We start from the raw sequence: 19,510 nt of genomic DNA on the forward strand, positions 1-19,510 counted from the left end.
CCAAGTTTCACGGCGATGTTTGGATAGGAAATGTTGGATGAGAAACATATGCGAATTGATGACGTGGCGTAGATTATCGTTTTGTTTAGGAATGTTATTTGTCATTGGATGCTATGATTCCAGGGCTCCTAGTACAATACCTCTTGTTCCAGTTTCCGGCGCCGTCTCCCTGGATGGAGTTCCTCTTCAAGAGGGGAGCATTTCCTTCATGCCGATCAACGGAACAAACAGCGCGACCGGAAAAGTAAAGAATGGCCGCTACGAACTCAGCACTTTCCGAAAAGGTGACGGCGCTCCTCCCGGAGAGTACAACGTCAGTATTTCTTCATGGAAAGTGAAGCCTACCATGGAGGCTAGGGGAATTTCGGCGATTCCGGAAAGGTATTTTAACCCCGACAAGTCAGGCTTGACTGTCACCATTACGGATGAAGGGGCTAGGGCGATGGACTTTGCTTTGGATGGCAAATAGCAGAAGATTTATTCATGGCGCCTGCGCAGCAAGATTTGCGGAGGCATGCATGAGAAATTCAGCGTTCCGTCAACAATGGATCGCGAATTTTGGCGCTACCGTTGATCGTTACTTTGTAAGCGGATGTTATGATACTCAAATGGCCTGTGGTGCCGTGGATTTGTGAGTTTCGTTTGTGTTGAAAGGTGGTGGAGAAGGGGATCCGGTTGCTGTGATACTGTCATGCTTTTGTTGAAAGCCGTTCTTTGGTTATTGGGGCTCATGTAGGCATACAGAGACTTTTCTAAAATCAAAATGCCGCCATAGGACAGAAATGCCCTCGGGACCTTTTCTGGTTTTCAATCGCCTCGCTTTCGGTCGTACGGCGTCAGGTGTTACGGTAAAACAAGGCGTCATTGTAGGATTTCGATGGCTCCTGATCAGTGACTGTGTGGTTTTCTGAGCAACTAGTCTTGGAAGTGCATATTTTAGATTGAACTCGTTATCTGTTTTCCAGTGATTTGAGATGATGTGATGATGGTCTTTTATGTTGCGCGAGCGTTGTGCTTCGGGGGCCTCTTACTCGCGGGGTTCTGCAGGCCATCCTTTGCGGAAAAACCAGTCAAGATTCTTCCGTTAGGGGACTCTATTACTCGAGGATCGATGGGCGCTCCTGAGATGGATCCCGGAGGTTATCGCAAATGGCTCTTTCGGCGGATCAATTCGGAACTTTTTTCCGCTGATTTTGTTGGCTCGCAGAAAACAAACCCCGCGCCCAGGATGTTGCCCGACGATGACCACGAAGGACACAGCGGATTTCGGATTGATGAAATCACCCAGCATGTTGACGAATGGCTTGCCGCTGCTCGGCCTGACATTATCCTGCTGATGATCGGCACAAACGACATGTTTCAAGATTTCGACTTGTCCAATGCCCCTCAGCGTATGACGAAGCTATTAGCGAAAATTCGAAAATGCTGCCCGAATGCTGAGGTGGTCGTTGCGACAATTCCTCTGAGCACTACCCCAAAAATTGAAGCCAGAGTGCAGGCCTACAATCAAGCGCTTCCAGGTGTGGTGGCGAAGGCGGGGGGGCGTGTCACCTTGGTCGACATGTATCACATCATTGCAGAGGACGATATCGCCGATCGGCATCGGCACGGTTTGCACCCGACTCCAACGGGGTATTTGAAGATTGCGGACGCTTGGTTTGACGCCATCGCCACATTGCCGATCAAGTCCTCGGGTCTGCGTCAATCGCCCCCCAGGCTATTGCATGGCTGGCCGTTGGTGGAGGAGCGAGTGAATGGCGGGCAAGCCGGCAGTTCTTTGGGGGTGCGAGGACATGCGAAAAAATTGGATACGAAAGCGGTTAGAGGTGTTCCTCCCATGGGGGATTTCAGTCTTGTGTTTTGGGCGAAAGCTTCTCAAGCGGATGAGGTTCAAGACTTATTGTGCGTCTGTCGACCTCCCTACGCTGAACATGCTTTTTCTCTGCAGCTTGCTGGAGGGCGCCTGGGGTTACGGTGTGGCGAGCATCGCATTACAGCACCTAAAAAAATCTCGGCGAAGAGATGGCATCAGTTCGCCTTTGTGCGAAATGGGGATCGCATTATCTTGTGGGTTGACGCTACGCCGTATGTCGCTCGATTTCCTGCCGATAATATTTATCAGGGGACTTTGTATCTAGGCGATCCTGCGGGTGAGCGGCGCTTGGGTGGCTGGATTAACAATGTGACCGTTTGGTCTGGCGCGCTGTGGGGAGGGCAGGTTAATGATCAGTATAGGGCACTGCTTTTAGGCTGCGAGTCCACGGTCGGTGTGATGAAGGATCCTTGACAAGCCCCCCCCCCTGCAATATTTTTTACCGCCATCTGTTTGCGATTTGGAAGCAGGATACGGCGTCTTTTTCGCTCGACACGCCTCTTTTCCCACTCGGCTTTTCCCTCATTGCCGAGGTTTGTTATAGTGAACGCCGATAGGTCTACAATTGTTCACTTCTCTCCTCCAGCACGGCGTTACGGATGGCCCGCGAAGCCTTATTACAGCAGGGAGACGGTCCCAACCGTGAAGACGAGCGGATGCTCCGTCCGCAGTCGATGGCCGATATGGTGGGTCAGCGCGAAGTCGCCAAACGGCTGCAGATCGTTGTCGACGCTGCGATGAAGCGGGACGAACCGCTCGGGCACATCTTGTTTGATGGTCCGCCGGGGTTAGGGAAAACGACTTTTGCGACCTGTATTCCCAAAGATCTGGGGGTCAATTTTCAGTTGACCAGCGGCCCCGCGATTCAGGCGCCCAAAGATCTGGTTCCCTATCTGACCAACGCCGACGAGCGTTCAGTATTGTTCATCGACGAGATCCACCGGATCCCCAAAGCGGTCGAAGAATACCTCTACACGGCGATGGAAGATTTTCGGATCGATATAGTGCTGGGAGAAGGAACCAACGCGCGAACGATCAATCTGCAGATCAAGCCGTTCACGCTGATCGGCGCGACAACCCGCAGCGGGATGTTATCGGCGCCGCTGCGAGATCGTTTCGTCCTGCGGGAGCATCTCGACTTTTATAGCGATGATGAACTGGCCGAGATCGTCCGCCGTAATTCGAAGAAGCTGGGCGTCACGATCGACGATGACGCGGCGCTCGAGATCTCGAAACGAAGCCGTAGTACGCCGCGCGTCGCCAACAATCGGTTGCGATGGGTGCGTGACTTTGCGACCAGCCGCGCCGATGGGCATGTCACGCTAGAACTGGCCCGCGCCGCGATGGAGATGCAAGCGATCGACGACCTGGGGCTCGACAAGCAAGACCGCAACTATCTCTCGACGCTGGTCCGCGTCTTTGCCGGCGGTCCGGCCGGGATTGAAGCGATCGCGCATACGATGAACGCCGCAACCGATACGCTGGCCGACGAAGTCGAACCCTTTTTGCTGCGTACCGAGCTAGTCGTGCGAACCCCACGCGGCCGCGTCGTAACGCCCAAAGCGATGGGGCATTTGAAAGCGTATGGGAAAGAACGCAAGCTGTTTGATTAGACGGACGAAGGAGGGTGCGTCTAGATATTTAGACCGCACCAAGCCCTGCTGACCACCTCGAAATTGGCCATGCGTGGTAATGCCATTGCGGCGGTTAGTTGCGTTTCCACGCGATTAGAATGGTTGCCGATTGGGCTGGTTCTCGGTGCGTCAAAACGCACGCTACGAAGGCAAAACCTGGGCCTTGTCGGAAATATCTTTCCGGCACCAGGCGCCTTCCCAGCGGATTTTTTTGACGGCGGTATAGGCGTTGAGCTTGGCCGTCGCGATCGAATCGCCCATCGCGGTGACGCCCAGGACGCGACCGCCGGCGGTGACGACGTCGCTGCCTTGAAGGGTGGTGCCGGCGTGGAAAACTTTCACGTCGGGCAGTTGCGCGGCGTCCGACAGGCCGCGTATGACGTGTCCCTTGGCGTAGTCGCCGGGATAGCCGTCGGAGGCCATCACCACGCAGATCGCGGGACGGGGATCCCATTGCAGCGGTTCGATTTCGGCCAAGCGACCATCGACGGTCGCTTCCAGAATATCGACCAGGTCGGTCTTCAGACGCATCAAGATCGGCTGGCACTCGGGATCGCCCAAGCGAACGTTGTATTCCAGCACTTTGGGACCTTGGTTGGTCATGATCAGTCCCGCGTACAGTACGCCGCGGAACGGCCGACGTGAACGCTTTAGCGCGTGAACGGTGGGGACCAGCACGCGTTCTTCGATCTCAGACATCATGCTGGGGGTGACGATCGGCGTGGGGCTGTAGGCGCCCATGCCGCCGGTGTTCGGTCCTTCGTCATTGTCGAAGGCCGGTTTGTGGTCTTGGGCCGGCGCCAAGCTGACGATCGTATGACCATCGGTGATCGCCAGCACGCTCGCCTCTTGGCCATCGAGCCGTTCTTCAATCACGATTTGATTGCCGGCGTCGCCAAAAATTTTGTCGCGGCCGATTTGATCGATCGCATCCAGCGCGTCTTGCGCTTTGCGGCAGACGGTGACGCCTTTGCCAGAGGCCAGACCGTCCGCTTTGACGACGACCGGCACATCTTCCCCTTCGTGCGGGAAGCGATCTTTGATGTAGCGCGTGGCGCTGTCGGCGTCACGGAACAAGCGGTATTCGGCGGTCGGCACATCGGCCTGACGCAAGATTTTTTTGCAGAACGCTTTGCTGCCTTCCATTTGCGCGGCGGCTTTGTTCGGTCCAAATACTTTGAGCCCTGCGTCTTGGAAAGTGTCGACGATTCCGGCGACCAACGGCGCTTCGGGCCCGACGACGGTCAGGCCGCAATTGTTTTGCTTCGCGAACTTGATCAGCTGCGGAACGTCGGAGGGCGCGATGTCGACATTTTCGGCGTCGAGCGCCGTTCCGGCATTGCCGGGCGCTACAAAAACGCGATCGACGCGCGAGCTCTGCCCAATTTTCCAAGCGAGCGCGTGTTCGCGTCCGCCGTTGCCAATCACCAATACGTTCATAATGCAATAAGCCTTTATGGGGCTGAGGTCCTGCGTCGAATCTGACATTCTACCGGGGAAGCGAAAGACTCGACAGATGCTGTTTTCGGCGACTGCGGGGAACTGCGACCTTACCACTCGGTAGGATGTGACAAATTGTCTCGCGCAAAAACGGTTGACAGTGGGGGCAGATCGAATACAACTTGGGCAGGAAATCACGGGAAACCGCAGTTCGGCACGTGGAATTACGCCGCAAGTTGTTCTGCCAGAGGAAGTTGAAAGAATCAGTCGCTATTTTTTGTCGCTCCGGGCGGTGAAATAGCCTTCCCTAAAATCCGGGATTGCGGCGACAATCCATTGATTGTTCATGCAGTTTCGGCCTTATCTCTAGCGCGAAGACGATCGATGGCTGACAAGAAAAAAATGTCGGTCGAGGATATTCTCGCCGCTTGTCGCACCGACAAGCCGGGCGGCGAAAATGTTGCGCCGTCGACCGGCGCCGAGTCCTCTGGGGAAGCGGCTCCTGCTGAGCAAGCTCCCGCGGATCCAGTGACGCCGGCTGCCGACGATGCTCCTCCGGCCAAAAAACCAGGCGAGATGTCGGTTGCCGAAATGTTGGCCGCAGCTCGCGGTAAAGGGAGCAAGCCGTCCGGCGAAAAGAAACCGAAAGTAGAGAAGCCTGCGGCCCCGGCGAAAAAGCCGGGGGAAATGTCGGTAGCCGACATGCTGGCCGCGGCGCGAGCCGGCAAGAGCGGGGGAGCGGCCGAGAAGTCGACTTCTCCAAAACCAGCGGCCAAATCGGCGCCTGCAGCGAAAGAGAAGCCAGCGGCGGCCGAAAAAAGCGCCAAGCCGGTTCCGGCTGGTCCGCTCGATACGCAGAGCATCTTGTCTTCGGCACGTAAGAAAGACAAAGCGGGTCCGATCACCAAAGCGGAAGCGGCCGCCAAGGGCAAAACGCCGCCTGAGAAGCCGGAGAAAAAGAAGGTCACGATGCCGGAACGCCCGGCTTATGTGGCCCCGACTCCCAAGCCGAAAGCAACCGCTAAAAAAGAGGACACCCGCCGCGGCTTTTTTGCTTGGGCGTTTGGTTCGAGTCTGGCGATCGGCTTTAGCACGCTGACTTTGACCGGCTTGATTAGCTCGCTCGGGATGGCCCGGTTCATGTTTCCGAATGTGCGAACCGAGCCGCCGATGAAGTTCAAAGCCGGCACGCCTGCCGATCTTTCGCCGGGGCAAGTGGAAACGAAATACAAGTCGCAGTTCGCCGTCTGGGTCGTGCGGGCCGAGTACGAAGGACAGCCGCAGATTTACGCGTTAAGCACGGTTTGCACGCACTTGGGCTGCACGCCGAACTGGTTGGAAGCGGAGCAGAAATTTAAATGCCCCTGTCACGGCAGCGGTTTTTATAAGGATGGCGTCAATTTCGAGGGTCCTGCCCCAAGGCCTTTGGAACGGTACGCCATTCGGATTGCGGATGATGGACAACTAGAAATCGACAAGAGTCGCGTTTATCAACAAGAGTTGGGGCAATGGGCGGATCCTGGGTCGTTTATCGGCCCAGCCTAGTTTTCATCGGATCTGTCCAATCGCAACAAAGTAAGCACGCGTCAGCAGTATGTGTCAACCAAGAGGGATCGCGCTGTCATGCCTTCACTGAGCGAACACATCAAGAACTCGCAGATCTGGAAGAGCATATTTCGGCACCCGATGCCGGTCGATCGTCGCAATCGCATCGTCGTCGTTCTGACCAACTTTTTTCTCCACTTGCACCCGGTCTCGGTCAAAAAACAAGGGATCGCACTCAGCTACACCTGGTGCATGGGCGGGGTCACCTTTTTTCTGTTTTTGGTCGAAGCGGTCACCGGCGTATTGTTGATGTTCTATTATCGCCCGACGTTGGAATGGGCGTTTAAAGATATTCTTGAACTGCGTGACGTGAGTTCGATGGGGATCCTGCGCGAGATCCATCGCTGGGGCGCGCACGCGATGGTGATCACCGTCTGGCTGCATATGTACCGGGTCTTTTTGACCGGCAGTTATAAGCCTCCCCGGGAATTCAACTGGGTGGTCGGCGTGATTCTGCTGCTGCTGACCTTGCTGTTGTCTTTTACCGGCTACTTGTTGCCCTGGGATCAGTTAGCGATCTGGGCGATCTCGGTCGGGTCCAATATGGCGAAAGCGCATCCCTTTTTAGGGAGCGCCGGTCCCGGCAGTTCACTGCTGTCAGTCGGCGGCATTAACTTGATCACCAGCGCTTCGGACGCACGGTATGGGCTGTTAGGAGCTCGCTTTGTGGGAGAAGAGACGCTCAACCGATTTTACATTTTGCATTGCATCGCCATCCCGTTGGCGGTTTCGTTGTTGTTGGCGATTCACTTCTGGCGCGTCCGCAAGGATGGCGGCATTAGTGGGCCGCTGTAGTGAGGCGCGGTCGCCTGTTCAGGCGTTCGTGGAGATTGTCCTTCGCTGCCATTGAAACTTTTGAGTTGACGCCGTTATGCACCTGAGCCACGAAGAATTCCTGCAAAGCGTCAGCGGCTTTCTAGGGATGTTCTATTTGGCGCTGGGTTTGATGAACGGCGTCGCCGCTTATTACCTCTGGCAGTTGGCCGAAGCTCAGCACCATCACGCGCCTACCGGCGATCAGCCGCAAGATTCTCATTTAGGGAACAAGTCGTTCGGCTGTCTCTTTCTGGCGGTGGTGTTCTCGATCATGTCGCCGTTGGCTTTCAGCGGCAGCGCCACGATGATGGCTCCGATATCCTTGCCGCAGTTTTTGGTCGATGGGGTGAATTACCTCTTCGCCGGCTCGCTGGGCCCAGTCCTTTACAGCACGCTGTCGGTCGTTCTGTTGGCGGTGTTGTTTCTGGGGCGACGATTCTTCGTGCGACCGGTCGTCGCTTGGATCGTTTGGAACTGCATGCTGGTGCTGCTGGCGGTCTGCATGACCAATCCGAACTTTGCTTCGATTGTGATGAAGCCCGATAACGTGCCGATCGTCGCGATGGTCTATCTATTGGCCTTTTTCACTTGGCTGGCGACTGCGCAAGCGGTCAAAAATGACGATCGCGCCAAAGAGGGACTGCCGCCGCTGGAGAAGCTGGACGACGAAAAGATCTTGGTCTGGCCTGACCTGGTCTATACCGAGCTGATCTGCATGGTGGCGATCACCGCCGTATTGATTTTGTGGGCGGTCGTCTTGAAGGCGCCGCTGGAAGAACCGGCCGACGCCGCGAAAACTCCTAACCCGTCGAAGGCGCCGTGGTACTTCCTTGGTCTGCAAGAGATGTTGGTTTATTACGATCCTTGGTTCGCTGGAGTGGTCGCTCCGCTAGTGATTGTCGGCGGCTTGATGGCGATTCCCTATCTCGATTTCAACAAGTTGGGGAACGGTTACTACACGATCGACCAACGCAAATTCGCCTATGTCACGTTTCAGTTCGGCTTTCTCGTGCTGTGGGTGACGTTCATCATCTTGGGAACATTTTTGCGCGGCCCGAACTGGAACTTTTTTGGACCGTTTGAGCAATGGGACGTCCACAAAGTGGTGCCGCTCAATAACGTCGACTTGTCCGAATTTTTCTGGGTGCAGTGGCTCGGAATGCCCAAACCCAAAGCGCCGCCCGACGTGGGCGCTGGCGCTGCGCTTGGATTTGCGCTCTGGCGCGAACTGCCAGGCATCCTGTTGTTGCTCGGTTACTTCACGTTGTTGCCGCCGATCTTGGCGACGACGATCTTCCGTAGATTTTTCCAGAAGATGGGCCTGGTCCGTTTCATGATCTTGGCTTCGCTTCTGCTGCTTATGGCGCTGTTTCCCATCAAGATGGTGCTGCGCTGGTCGTTCAATTTGAAATACATCATCGCCTTGCCCGAGTATCTGGCGAATTTTTGACGGCGCCAAATCAGGCGTACGGAGTTTGCGGCAATGCCGGCCAACGAATCAATTTGGCGCAACATCAAGACGATGCACCTCGTCTTCGCGGTGAGCAGTATTTTTTTACTGGTCGCGACGATCATCATGTTTGCGCAAGACCACATGCGGCAATGGAAGCCGATTCAGCGCAAGTATCGCAGCGTGGAAGCGACGCTTGCTGATTGGCAAATCAATCAGCAAAAGACGGAAGCGACGCTCTACTCGCATCACATGCTGGAGACCAAGTTATTGGCCGCTAAAGCGGTCGCTCCCAGCGAAGCGCTGATGCGGCAGTTTCAAGCTGCGGTCAATGAAGACGCCGCCGCCCGTGGTGAGACGAAGTACGATTTCAGCAGCATCGACGCCGAGCTGAAAGGTCTGCGAGATCAGGCCCAGCAACTGACCGCCGCCAAAGAGGCGATCGCCGCCGATGACGCGACCGCGGATCAAGAGCAAGATCTGATCCACTTTCAGCAGTTGCGGGCGAACTTTCTCAGTCGACTCGACTCGTTTGAGAAAGCCGCCAAGTTTCGCGAAGAGACGCTGTTGGGCAAGAAGAAATTTCGCAACGCGGATCTCGACGCCGTACGTAGTCGTTACGACTTGGCGATTCGAGATGAGTTGGGCGCTGACAAAATCGCGACCATACGAGATGAGATTGCGCATGTCGAAGCGGATGTGGCGGAGCTAGGGCTGGCCAATCAGCAAGCGACCGCGCATCGCAAAGAGTTGATTCGCATCTTAGGCGAAATTCGTGCAGTCGGATCCGACATTGAAGCGGAGATCAAATCGAATCAAATCGAACTGAATCAACTGGTCGAAGCGCGCGGCGCGCGGCAATCGACCTGGTTCAGTGATGAGTTTCCGTTTGTCGGCAAGCGCGTGAACGAGTTGCCGATCCTTGACGCTTTCAATTCTTCGATCAAGATCGACCAGATTTGGTTGCCAGAGTTAAAGCAAGACTTTAGCCACAAGATGGTCGCACGGTTTGATCGCTGTATGACCTGTCACATGGGGATTGATAAGACGCAACGCGGCGCTCCGACCAAGCAACTCTTTCCGCATGACGAAGAAGTCGTGCTGACGATGCCGACTCCTAGCAGCATGCCGGCAGAGGGAGAAGACGGGACGATCCCGACGATGGAATCGGTTTACGGGATTCGCCTGGCGGCCGAAGGCTTGCTGGATCCGGATCTGGTGACGATCGAACTTGTTTTGCCCGAGTCGCTCGCGTCTCAGGCTAAAGTCGCCGATCCGTTGGCCGCGCATGGCGCCGAAGCGAAACCGATGGGGGACGTCTTGCGGGAGCTGGTCGCGACAGATGGAGCGATCGCCGGGTTGCATGGCCCCGATGGTCTCAAGTTTGGCGACGTAATCGTCGAGGTCGGGGGCAACCTGATCAACGAACCTGGTCAGGTCCGCCGACTGTTGATGCAAAGCGCGCCGTTTGGCGATCCGATCCAAATCAAAGTGCGCCGCGGACTAGAGCACCCGTATGCTTCGCATCCGCGTTTGGATTTGTTTGTCGGCTCGCTCAGTCCGCATGAAGTGGGCAAGTTCGGCTGTACGATCTGTCACGACGGGCAAGGAAATGCGACCGACTTCAAATGGGCGTCGCATACGCCGAACTCGCTGAAAGAGATGAAGAACTGGAAAGAGGAGTACGGCTGGTTCGACAATCACTTTTGGCTCTATCCGATGCACTCGCAGCGGTTTGTCGAGTCAAGTTGCATCAAATGCCATCACGACGTCGTTTCGCTGGAAGCAAGCGAGCAATTTCCGGAACCGCCAGCACCAAAAGTGGTCGAAGGGTATCACGCAATCCTGAAGTTCGGCTGCTTTGGCTGTCACGAAGTGAAGGGGAATGAAGGGCACGGCAATACGATTGGCCCTGACTTGCGTTTGGAGCCCAACTACTTCGCCACGGCACAGCAATTACTGGCGATCTATGGCGATCAGTTTGATGATTCGATGAAAGCGAAGTTGGCCGAGGTCGTGGTTCACCCCGAGGACAACGCCGTTCGCGAGGCAGTCTTCCAAACGATCGAAGCCGACAAGGTGGCGGAAGAACCACAGTATGAACCGGCGGTTCGCGAGGTAGCGAGTCAGCTCAAAGATCAGGAATCGCCTGGCGAACTTCGCAAAGTGGGACCGAGCTTGCGCTACGTCGCCAGCAAGTTGGAGGCGCCGTTCTTGTACGATTGGATTCGAAAGCCGAGCCATTTCCGCCCCGATACGAAAATGCCGCAGTTCTTCGGGCTCTGGAGTCATCTCGACAAGGGATCGGCTTCGTTGGAAGAGGCGGAACATTTCGAGCCGATCGAGATCCTGGGGATTGTGCAGTACCTGACCGCCAACAGTCAGAAGTTTGAGTATCTGCGGACCGAGCAAGGTCAGGTTGGCAGCGACACCGACAAGATCACGCGCGGAAAACTGTTGTTTGAAACGCGCGGCTGTCTCGCTTGTCACAAGCACGAAGATTTCCCGGCGTCGCATGCCGAGCAAGGACCCAATCTGACCGGATTGGGCGGAAAGCTGCGCGGCGCGGCTGGCCGACAGTGGCTGTATACCTGGCTGAAAGATCCGACCCGGTATCACGTGCGGACAAAGATGCCGAATCTGTTCCTCGATCCGGTGCAACAGGCCGATGGGACCGCGACCGATCCGGCGGAGGATGTCGTCGCGTTTCTTCTGTCGACCGGCGGCGATTTTGAGCCGACTGATCCTCAGTTGACGCCGAATCCCAAATATCTGGATGAGCTGACGACCGACTACCTGGGGGCGACCTTCAATGCCGCAAAAATCGCCCAGGTCATGGAGCAAGGGATCGCCGAAGAAGAGCGAGCGAGTCTGAAAGGCGCCGAAGTCGAGTTGATTGGCGGGATTTCGACCGAGAAAAAACTGCAATACATCGGTCGTAAGGCGATCGGCAAATATGGTTGCTATGCATGCCACGATGTCCCCGGCTTTGAAGACTTTAAACCGATCGGGACCGCGCTGACCGACTGGGGGCGCAAAGATACGTCGAAGTTGGCGTTCGAGCATATCAACGAATACCTGCATCACCATATGCATCCGGCCGGTCATAACGAGACCAGCGCCCAAGACTACGGAGTGGTCGAAGGGGCGATGGCCAGTCTTGAGCATCCTGCCGAGACGCATGACGATAAGCACGACGCAGCCGAGCATAGGGAAGCGGCGGCGCACGGCGACGCCAAGTTGATCGATCAGTCTCGTTGGCCGTCCGAGTTCTACCTGAAGCAGATTGGCTCTCACAGTCGGATCGGTTTCATCGAGCAAAAGCTGCGTGAGCCGCGGAGCTACGACTACAAGAAGACCGAAAACAAGAGTTACAACGACCGTCTACGGATGCCGCAGTTCCCGTTTGAAAACGATGAGCAGCGCGAAGCGATTATTACCTTTGTGTTGGGTTTGGTGGCGCAGCCGCCGGCGCCGCAATACGTTTACACGCCCACGCCGCGGAAAAAGGCGATGGATGAAGGTCGCGTCGTCCTAGAGAAGTACAACTGCAAAGGGTGTCACATCATCGGCATGGAAAAGTGGGATCTCACTTTCCAGCCTGGTTTCTTTGAACCGCAAGCGACGGCGCCCACTTATCCCTATGTCGAACCTCATTTTAGCCAGGCCGATATCGATCTCTCGCAGCGAGCGGTGGATGCGGCCGGCAATCTGCATGCGACGATCGTCGGCTTGCCGGCGGTAGGCGATCGGGATGGTCTGCCGATCGTCGTCGATGATGAGGGATACGATGTCGAGCCTGATTTCGACTACGATCCGGCGAAGCTGAGCTATCGGTTCCAGTTGTGGGATCCGGTGGTGCTGGACGGCAACGTCTATCCTGTTGGTTTGCTGCGAACCGATATACCGGCGGACTTTATTCGCCGGCGCTATCCGACCGACGGGGGCGCTTTGACGAAGATGCTGTTGCCGCGAGTGTTGGAGCTTGAGCAGCAGTCGAATCCGAACGCGAAAGGAAGCGAAGCTTGGGCCTGGTTGCCGCCGCCGCTGGTCGGACAGGGCCAGAAAGCGCAGGTTGGCTGGATGCATGACTTCCTGTTAGATCCGTATCCGATTCGCCCCGCGGTCGTGCTCCGAATGCCGAAGTTCAACATGACTTCGGACGAAGCCGGCAAGTTGGCGAACTTCTTCGCCGCTCGCGATGACGCCGAGTTTCCCTACGCGTTGGACAAGCTGCGTCGCGCCGGCTACTTACGTTCGGCCCAAGCGAAATATGACCAGGTTTTGGAAAAAGAAGGTTTGCCTGCCCAAAATCGCTTGTCGGATGCGATGGGAATCATCGTGAACAGCAACTACTGCGTCAAATGTCATATCGTCGGAGATTTTGTCCCCGTTGGTTCGGCCAAGGCGCTTGCGCCTGACCTGACCCAGGTATATTCGCGACTGCGCCCCCGCTATGTGCGGAACTGGATTTCACAGCCATCGGCGATTTTGCCTTACACGGCGATGCCGGTGAATATCCCGTACTTGCCGGATGCCGCCGCACATTACGGCGGAATTGATCAAAAACTGTACCATGGGACGAGCTTCGATCAGATCGACGCTTTGACCGATTTGTTGATGAACTACGACGAATTCGCCAAAGCCCATAGCCAGGTGACGCCGCTGGTTGAAGCGGCGGCTCCACCTGCACCTGCGGCCGCAACCGGCGCCGAATAGCTCGCGTTTTTCGTGCCCCCTAAAAGGGTGCGGCGAAATGCATGGGCGACGGCGACAGAATTGCTTATAATGAAAAGCTTTAGCGTGGTTCGACGCGGCCGCGTGCATGGAACAGTAAGAACACTGAAGGAGACTCCCACCGTGAAATTGCTACATTTCAGCTCCGCACTTCTGTTGGCGCTTTGCGTCAGCAGCGCCGTCTCAGCCGCAGGCTGGGGCACGATCACCGGTAAGTTTGTCGTCGATGGCAAAGTTGCGCCCCCTGAGGCTTTGGTCATTACCAAAGACAAAGCAGTCTGCGACAAGAATCCGCCGCTGGTGGATGAGTCGCTGTTGGTGGGTCCCAATGGCGGATTGAAAAACGTCTGCGTTTGGCTCTCGCTGGGTCGTCGTGATCCGCAACCGCCGGTCCATCCCAACTACGAAGCGACCGCCAACGATACGATCGAAGTCGATAACCTGGCGTGCGCCTACGTGCCGCATGTGGTTGTCGTTCGTCCATCGCAAAAGGTCGAGTTCAAAAACTCCGATCCGATCGCGCACAATTTTAAGGTTGACGGCTTCGCCAATAACCCGTTCAACACGTTGGTTCCTGCTGGCGGATCGTTTGTGCATCAGTTCCCCTCGGAAGAACGCGTTCCGATGGTCGCCGCTTGTGCGATTCATCCTTGGATGACCGGTTTCATCGTGGTCAAAGAAGCGCCGTATGTCGCCGTTTCGGCCGAAGATGGCACGTTCACGATCGAAAACGTTCCGGCTGGCGACTGGAATTTCCAGTTCTGGCACACCAGCGGCGGTTACCTGTCGGAAGTGAAGATGGGCGGCAAGACCGAAAAAGACCGCAAAGGCGAGTACGAAATCAAAGTAGTGGACGGGAAAGCGACCGACCTGGGCGTCATCACCGTTGCTGCTGACAAGTTGAAGAAATAGGTTTTCGGCGAAGGGGGCGAGCGATGGCGTCAATTCATCGCTCGACCTTCATCGCCAGCCGGATTAAAGGTTGCGTGATGAAGCGAATTCCTTTGCTGACAATTGTCTTGATTACCGCTTGGGTTTCCGGCGGTTGCGATACGGAAGTAGCGCGGCAGGTCGTTCCCCGGCCGGGTCGCGTTCTGGCGATTCGTGAGGCGCTTCGCGGCGACGAAGAAGCGGCGACCAGCGAGACGACCGAGCCGGTGATGCAAAAGCCGACCGAGTTCGTCACGCTTCGCGGGCAATTCAAGATGCAGGGAACGCCGCCAGCCAATCCGGTGCTGAGCGTGACAAAGGATACCGCAGTCTGTAATCCCAACAACGTCACGATTCACGCAACGCAAGTGGTGGTCGATCCGCAGTCGCAAGGAATCAAGAACATGGTCGTCATGATCGAGGTTCCCGACGATTGGGTTCATCCCGACGCGAAAGGGGCGACGGATGAAGTCAAATTTGATCAGAAGGCTTGCGAGTTTGTCGATCATGTCTTTGGCATGCAAGCGACCGAAACCTTAGAGATTTTGAATAGCGATCCGATCGCGCATAACACGAAAATGGAGCCGCGGCGCAATACCGCTTCCAACGTCAACGTGCCGGGCGGAACTTCGACGACTTACAAGCCGACTGCCGGCGAGAAAGATCCGTTTGAAGTGACTTGCAGCATTCATCCCTGGATGAAGGCTTACATTTTGATTCGTTCCAACGGCTACTATGCGATTTCGGGCGACGATGGTTCGTTTGAAATCGCCAATGTTCCGGCCGGAGCGCCGATCCAAGTTCGAGTATGGCACGAAACGCAACCGAGCGGCGTGTCGCCAGAGACGGTGAACGGAGAACCTGTCTCGTGGCGCAAAGGTGAGTTTACGATGACGCTAGATCCGACCGACGAGTCGAAGAACGAACTAGCGGTCGTCGTGGATGCTTCGAAGTTTTAGCCGCTTCTTCTGTTGGGAAGAAGCGCTTCGCAATACGTCATGATGCGACAAGAAATTACCAGCATGAACGCAGTTTACAGCAATATGGGGCGCGGCGATTGGGCGCGTTGGACGCTGCTTGCGATCGGCGTTATCGCGACTGTCGGCTGTTTTTCGCCGGCAGCGCAGTTCGAGCTGAACATGATCGCCGTGCACAAGCGCGAGCTCGAAAGTGAAGCGACATTTTCGACCCAGTATCAACTGCAGCCGATCGCCGAGATTCTGGAAGCCTCGTTTGGTACGCCTGACAACCCGGTTTTGCCGCCGGTCCCCGGAATCGAAGACGTTCTGGATATCGAAAAGATCAAGATGGCGGCCGGTCCGTATGGGAGCGATGAGAACGGCAAGCAGCGTGGTCTGTATCGACAGCATTGCGTTCATTGCCATGGGATCACCGGAGATGGCGCCGGTCCGACGGCCGCCTTTTTGAATCCGTATCCTCGCGATTATCGACCGGGCAAGTTCAAGTTCAAATCGACCGCTTCTGGGCAAGAGCCGACGCACGAAGATCTGAATCGAATCATTCGTGACGGCGCCGCCGGTACGGCGATGCCCAGTTTTAAACTGCTCGATAGCGACGAAGTTGAAGCGTTGACTCACTATGTGAAGTATTTATCGATTCGCGGACAGACCGAGCTGTATTTGATTGAAGCTGAGTTTGGCGAATTGTTGCCTGCGGTGGTGAAGCCTGCGAGTGAACGAAACGCCGAAGAACAGGAATACGTGGAAAGTCTTACCGAGGAAGAACGGGAAGAGGAAAAAGCGGAGTTCCTGGAGGAAGTCGCTTTCTTCGAATCGCGTGAGAATATCGTCGAAGAGGTGGTTGGTCCGATCGTCGAAAAATGGATGAATGCCGGCGATGAGGTGACGGAGATCGCCGAGAAGCCAGAGATGGAAATGAAAGCGTCAATCGCCAAAGGACGCGAACTCTTCTTCTCGGCCAAGACTGGCTGCGCCGGCTGCCATGGCGAATCGGCTTTGGGAGATGGGCAGACGGCGGAAGCTGATTTTTACGACGACTGGACGCGGTTTTATTACGACCCGAGTGATCCCAGTACGTTGGAAGGATATTTGGCGCTCGGCGCATTAGAGCCGCGTAAGCTTCGACCACGCAATTTGCGGCAAGGAGTTTTTCGCGGCGGACGACGCCCGATCGATATTTTTTGGCGGATTCGGAACGGTATCGAAGGAGCGAAAATGCCGGCGGCGCCTCCGATTGTCACCGATGAGGAAATCTGGCATCTGGTCGACTTTGTGCGATATGGACTGCCGTACGACGCTTTAAGCGAAAACGAGCCGCATCAACCGGAAAATGTTCGCGTGCGGAACTAGCAGCTCGGCCATCGTCGGTTAGCGCCGACGTTCGAGGGAGAGACAACGTGGGTAGAGTTTGGAGCATCCTGTTTTTGACAGTCCCGATTTTCGGGGTCTGGACCTTCGTGTCGGCGATGAACGACTGGTGGCCGATGAACGGCGGAGCCTTTGCGTTTTCGTCGGGACATTGGTTCCCGTCGCTCGACGTCAGCGACCATGTCAAAGATCACTTGTTTTACGTCATTCTCTATTTGACCGGCGTCGTGTTTATCGGCACGGGCGCGGTTCTGTTCTGGATTCTCTGGCGTTATGACGGCGCGACCAATGCGGATCCGGTCGTCTTCTCGCATGGTAGTCATGCGTTGGAAGTGATCTGGTCGATCTTGCCGGCGGTCGTGCTGTTGTTTATCGCGATTTACCAAATGGATGCTTGGGCCGGAGCGCGGATGCGACGACCAACGATGGCGGATGGTGCGATCAAGCCGCCGCTGTGTCGGGTGACCGGACGTCAATTTGAATGGCGGATTCAATACCCGGGCGAAGATGGTCGGCTCGATACGCCGGACGACTTGCACATTTTGAATGACCTGCATGTTCCCGTTGACGAGGAAATCGTCATCGAGATCGAAAGCTTGGACGTGTTGCACAGCTTTTTCCTGCCCAACATGCGAGTCAAGCAAGACGTCGTGCCAGGCATGCGGCAATACGTCTGGTTTCATCCGGTGAAAGAAGGGGTGAGCGACATCGTTTGCGCCGAGCTTTGCGGCTGGGGACATTACAAGATGCGCGGTCGGATTACGGTCGATAACGCCGCCGAGTTTGATCGCTGGTATTCGGCCGCTTACGCCGATCAGGAGACTTCGCAGTTCAGCCTGCCTGAGGAAGAAGATTAATCGATGAGCACTACGACAATCGATTCACATACGCAGGCCGCTGCCGACGAGATGACCGTCGGGCATTTCCTGTCGACGTACGTATTCTCGAAAGATCATAAGGTCATCGGGATCCAGTTTCTCTTCTCGACGCTGATTTGGTTTGTCGTTGGCGGCATGTTGGCGCTTGGCATTCGCTGGCAGTTGGCCTGGCCCTGGTCCGATATGCCGATCATCGGCGGCATGTTGTTTCCTGAGCAGGGAGGGCAGATCGCGCCCGAGTTCTATACCGTCTTGGTGACGATGCATGCGACGGTGATGATCTTTTTGGTGATCATCCCGATCCTGGCCGGCGCCTTTGGCAACTTTTTGATTCCGCTGATGATCGGCGCCGACGACATGGCGTTTCCGACGTTGAACATGCTGAGCTACTGGTTCATGTGGCCGGCGTTCTTCTTCTTTGGCGGCGCTTTCTTTTGCGACGGACATGGCGCCGCGGCCGGTTGGACCAGTTATCCGCCGCTATCCGACATGACAACTTCGGCGCCGAGTAGCGGCGCTGCACAGACGTTGTGGCTATTGGGAGTGACGACGGTCGGCATCAGTTCGATGTTGGGATCGGTCAACTACATGACCACCATCATTCAGATGCGTGCGCCCGGCATGACGATGTTTCGTTTGCCGCTGACGATCTGGGCGATGTTCATCACGGCGCTGCTGCAAGCCTTCGCGTTGCCGGTTTTGACCGCCGCAGGCTTCATGATGCTGGCCGATCGCTTGATCGGCACCGGCTTCTTTTTGCCGGAAGGCTTGGTCGTCAACAATTCGCCGATGGCGGCCGGCGGCGGACAACCGCTGCTTTGGCAACACTTGTTCTGGTTCTATTCGCACCCGGCGGTCTACATCATGATCTTGCCGGCGATGGGAATGGTCTCGGATATTTTGGCTTGCTTTTCACGTAAGCCGATCTTCGGTTACAAGCCGATGGTCTATTCGATCTGCGGGATCGCGGGGCTCGGCTTTATCGTGTGGGGGCATCACATGTTCGTCTCGGGGATGAATCCGGGACTCGGCATGACCTTCATGGTTGCGACCATGATGATCGCGCTCCCCAGTGCGGTGAAAACGTTCAACTGGCTCGGCACCGTCTACGGCGGCAAAGTGCAGTTCACCACGCCGATGCTGTTCGCGCTCAGCTTCGTCTCGATGTTTGTGATCGGCGGGTTGTCAGGCATCTTCATGGCGGCCACCCCGGTCGACATCGTGATTCACGACACCTACTTCATCGTCGCCCACTTTCACTATGTGTTGTTCGCAGGCACCGCGATGGCGGTCTTCGGTTCGATTTACTTTTGGTTCCCGAAGATGTTCGGCCGCATGATGAACGAAACTGCCGGCAAGATTCACTTCGCGCTGACATTCATCTTTTTGAACGGCACCTTCTTTACGATGCACATTTTGGGGGTCGGCGGTTTTCCTCGCCGCTTGGCTGATCCTTACCATTACCCGACCTTCAGCCATTTGCTGACGATGAATCAATTTATGACGGTTTGTGCGATCTGCATGGTGGCCGTGCAAATCATCTTCGCCGTCAACTTTTTCTACAGCATCTTTTGGGGACCGAAGGCGGGCCGCAATCCTTGGCGCGCGAATGGTCTGGAATGGCAAGCTCCCAGTCCTCCGGGACACGGGAACTTCGACTTCCAGCCGATCGTCTATCGCGGCCCGTACGAATATGGTTCGCCAGAGACGGAAGAAGACTTTTATCCGCAGACGATGCCGCCGAAACAAGACCGAGATAACCTGGCGTAATTTCCCGATTTATTGTGACTGAAACGCAA

The 19,510-nt window shown here is 55.9% G+C and carries 13 protein-coding genes; 12 read left to right on the top strand and 1 reads right to left on the bottom strand.

The window, feature by feature from the left end; all coding sequences use genetic code 11:
* The first annotated feature begins 208 nt into the window (after nucleotides 1-208).
* The 3 genes from M4951_RS06885 (at nucleotide 209) to ruvB (ending at nucleotide 3,486) form a co-directional block, all read left to right on the top strand.
* The gene (locus tag M4951_RS06885) at nucleotides 209-469 is read left to right on the top strand and encodes a hypothetical protein (protein WP_262025745.1); all 261 of its coding nucleotides are present in this window, start codon (nucleotides 209-211) and stop codon (nucleotides 467-469) included.
* 516 nt (nucleotides 470-985) lie between these two features.
* Nucleotides 986-2,287 (top strand): GDSL-type esterase/lipase family protein, encoded by a 1,302-nt coding sequence (locus M4951_RS06890; protein WP_262026901.1) that lies wholly within the window; start codon nucleotides 986-988, stop codon nucleotides 2,285-2,287.
* Between the two features lie 185 nt (nucleotides 2,288-2,472).
* Nucleotides 2,473-3,486, top strand: coding sequence for a Holliday junction branch migration DNA helicase RuvB (gene ruvB, locus M4951_RS06895; protein ID WP_262025746.1), 1,014 nt, complete (start codon nucleotides 2,473-2,475; stop codon nucleotides 3,484-3,486).
* Between the two features lie 162 nt (nucleotides 3,487-3,648).
* Here ruvB and purD read toward each other — a convergent pair whose 3' ends face one another.
* A complete protein-coding gene (gene purD, locus M4951_RS06900) occupies nucleotides 3,649-4,947 on the bottom strand; it encodes a phosphoribosylamine--glycine ligase (protein WP_262025747.1) in 1,299 nt (432 codons plus the stop codon).
* Between the two features lie 384 nt (nucleotides 4,948-5,331).
* On the opposite strand from purD, the gene M4951_RS06905 reads away from it, so the two are divergent.
* From M4951_RS06905 to M4951_RS06945, 9 genes are all read left to right on the top strand, one after another.
* Nucleotides 5,332-6,492 (top strand): ubiquinol-cytochrome c reductase iron-sulfur subunit, encoded by a 1,161-nt coding sequence (locus tag M4951_RS06905; protein WP_262025748.1) that lies wholly within the window; start codon nucleotides 5,332-5,334, stop codon nucleotides 6,490-6,492.
* A 78-nt stretch (nucleotides 6,493-6,570) separates the two neighbouring features.
* Nucleotides 6,571-7,347 (top strand): cytochrome b N-terminal domain-containing protein, encoded by a 777-nt coding sequence (locus tag M4951_RS06910; RefSeq protein WP_002651798.1) that lies wholly within the window; start codon nucleotides 6,571-6,573, stop codon nucleotides 7,345-7,347.
* A 76-nt stretch (nucleotides 7,348-7,423) separates the two neighbouring features.
* Nucleotides 7,424-8,818: a hypothetical protein gene (locus M4951_RS06915; protein WP_262025749.1), complete on the top strand. Its 1,395-nt coding sequence runs from the start codon at nucleotides 7,424-7,426 to the stop codon at nucleotides 8,816-8,818.
* Nucleotides 8,819-8,851: 33 nt separating this feature from the next.
* Nucleotides 8,852-13,537, top strand: a complete 4,686-nt coding sequence (locus M4951_RS06920; RefSeq protein ID WP_262025750.1) for a c-type cytochrome — start codon at nucleotides 8,852-8,854, stop codon at nucleotides 13,535-13,537.
* 141 nt (nucleotides 13,538-13,678) lie between these two features.
* Nucleotides 13,679-14,467 (top strand): hypothetical protein, encoded by a 789-nt coding sequence (locus M4951_RS06925; RefSeq protein ID WP_262025751.1) that lies wholly within the window; start codon nucleotides 13,679-13,681, stop codon nucleotides 14,465-14,467.
* Between the two features lie 23 nt (nucleotides 14,468-14,490).
* The gene (locus tag M4951_RS06930; RefSeq protein WP_262025752.1) at nucleotides 14,491-15,444 is read left to right on the top strand and encodes a hypothetical protein; all 954 of its coding nucleotides are present in this window, start codon (nucleotides 14,491-14,493) and stop codon (nucleotides 15,442-15,444) included.
* Between the two features lie 63 nt (nucleotides 15,445-15,507).
* The gene (locus tag M4951_RS06935; RefSeq protein WP_262025753.1) at nucleotides 15,508-16,815 is read left to right on the top strand and encodes a c-type cytochrome; all 1,308 of its coding nucleotides are present in this window, start codon (nucleotides 15,508-15,510) and stop codon (nucleotides 16,813-16,815) included.
* Between the two features lie 47 nt (nucleotides 16,816-16,862).
* Nucleotides 16,863-17,690 (top strand): cytochrome c oxidase subunit II, encoded by an 828-nt coding sequence (locus M4951_RS06940; RefSeq protein WP_262025754.1) that lies wholly within the window; start codon nucleotides 16,863-16,865, stop codon nucleotides 17,688-17,690.
* A 3-nt stretch (nucleotides 17,691-17,693) separates the two neighbouring features.
* Nucleotides 17,694-19,481 carry a cbb3-type cytochrome c oxidase subunit I gene (locus M4951_RS06945; RefSeq protein ID WP_262025755.1) on the top strand — a complete coding sequence of 596 codons (1,788 nt, stop codon included), beginning with the start codon at nucleotides 17,694-17,696 and terminating at the stop codon, nucleotides 19,479-19,481.
* Nucleotides 19,482-19,510: the final 29 nt, after the last annotated feature.

Source organism: Blastopirellula sp. J2-11 (assembly GCF_024584705.1).
Taxonomy (GTDB): domain Bacteria; phylum Planctomycetota; class Planctomycetia; order Pirellulales; family Pirellulaceae; genus Blastopirellula.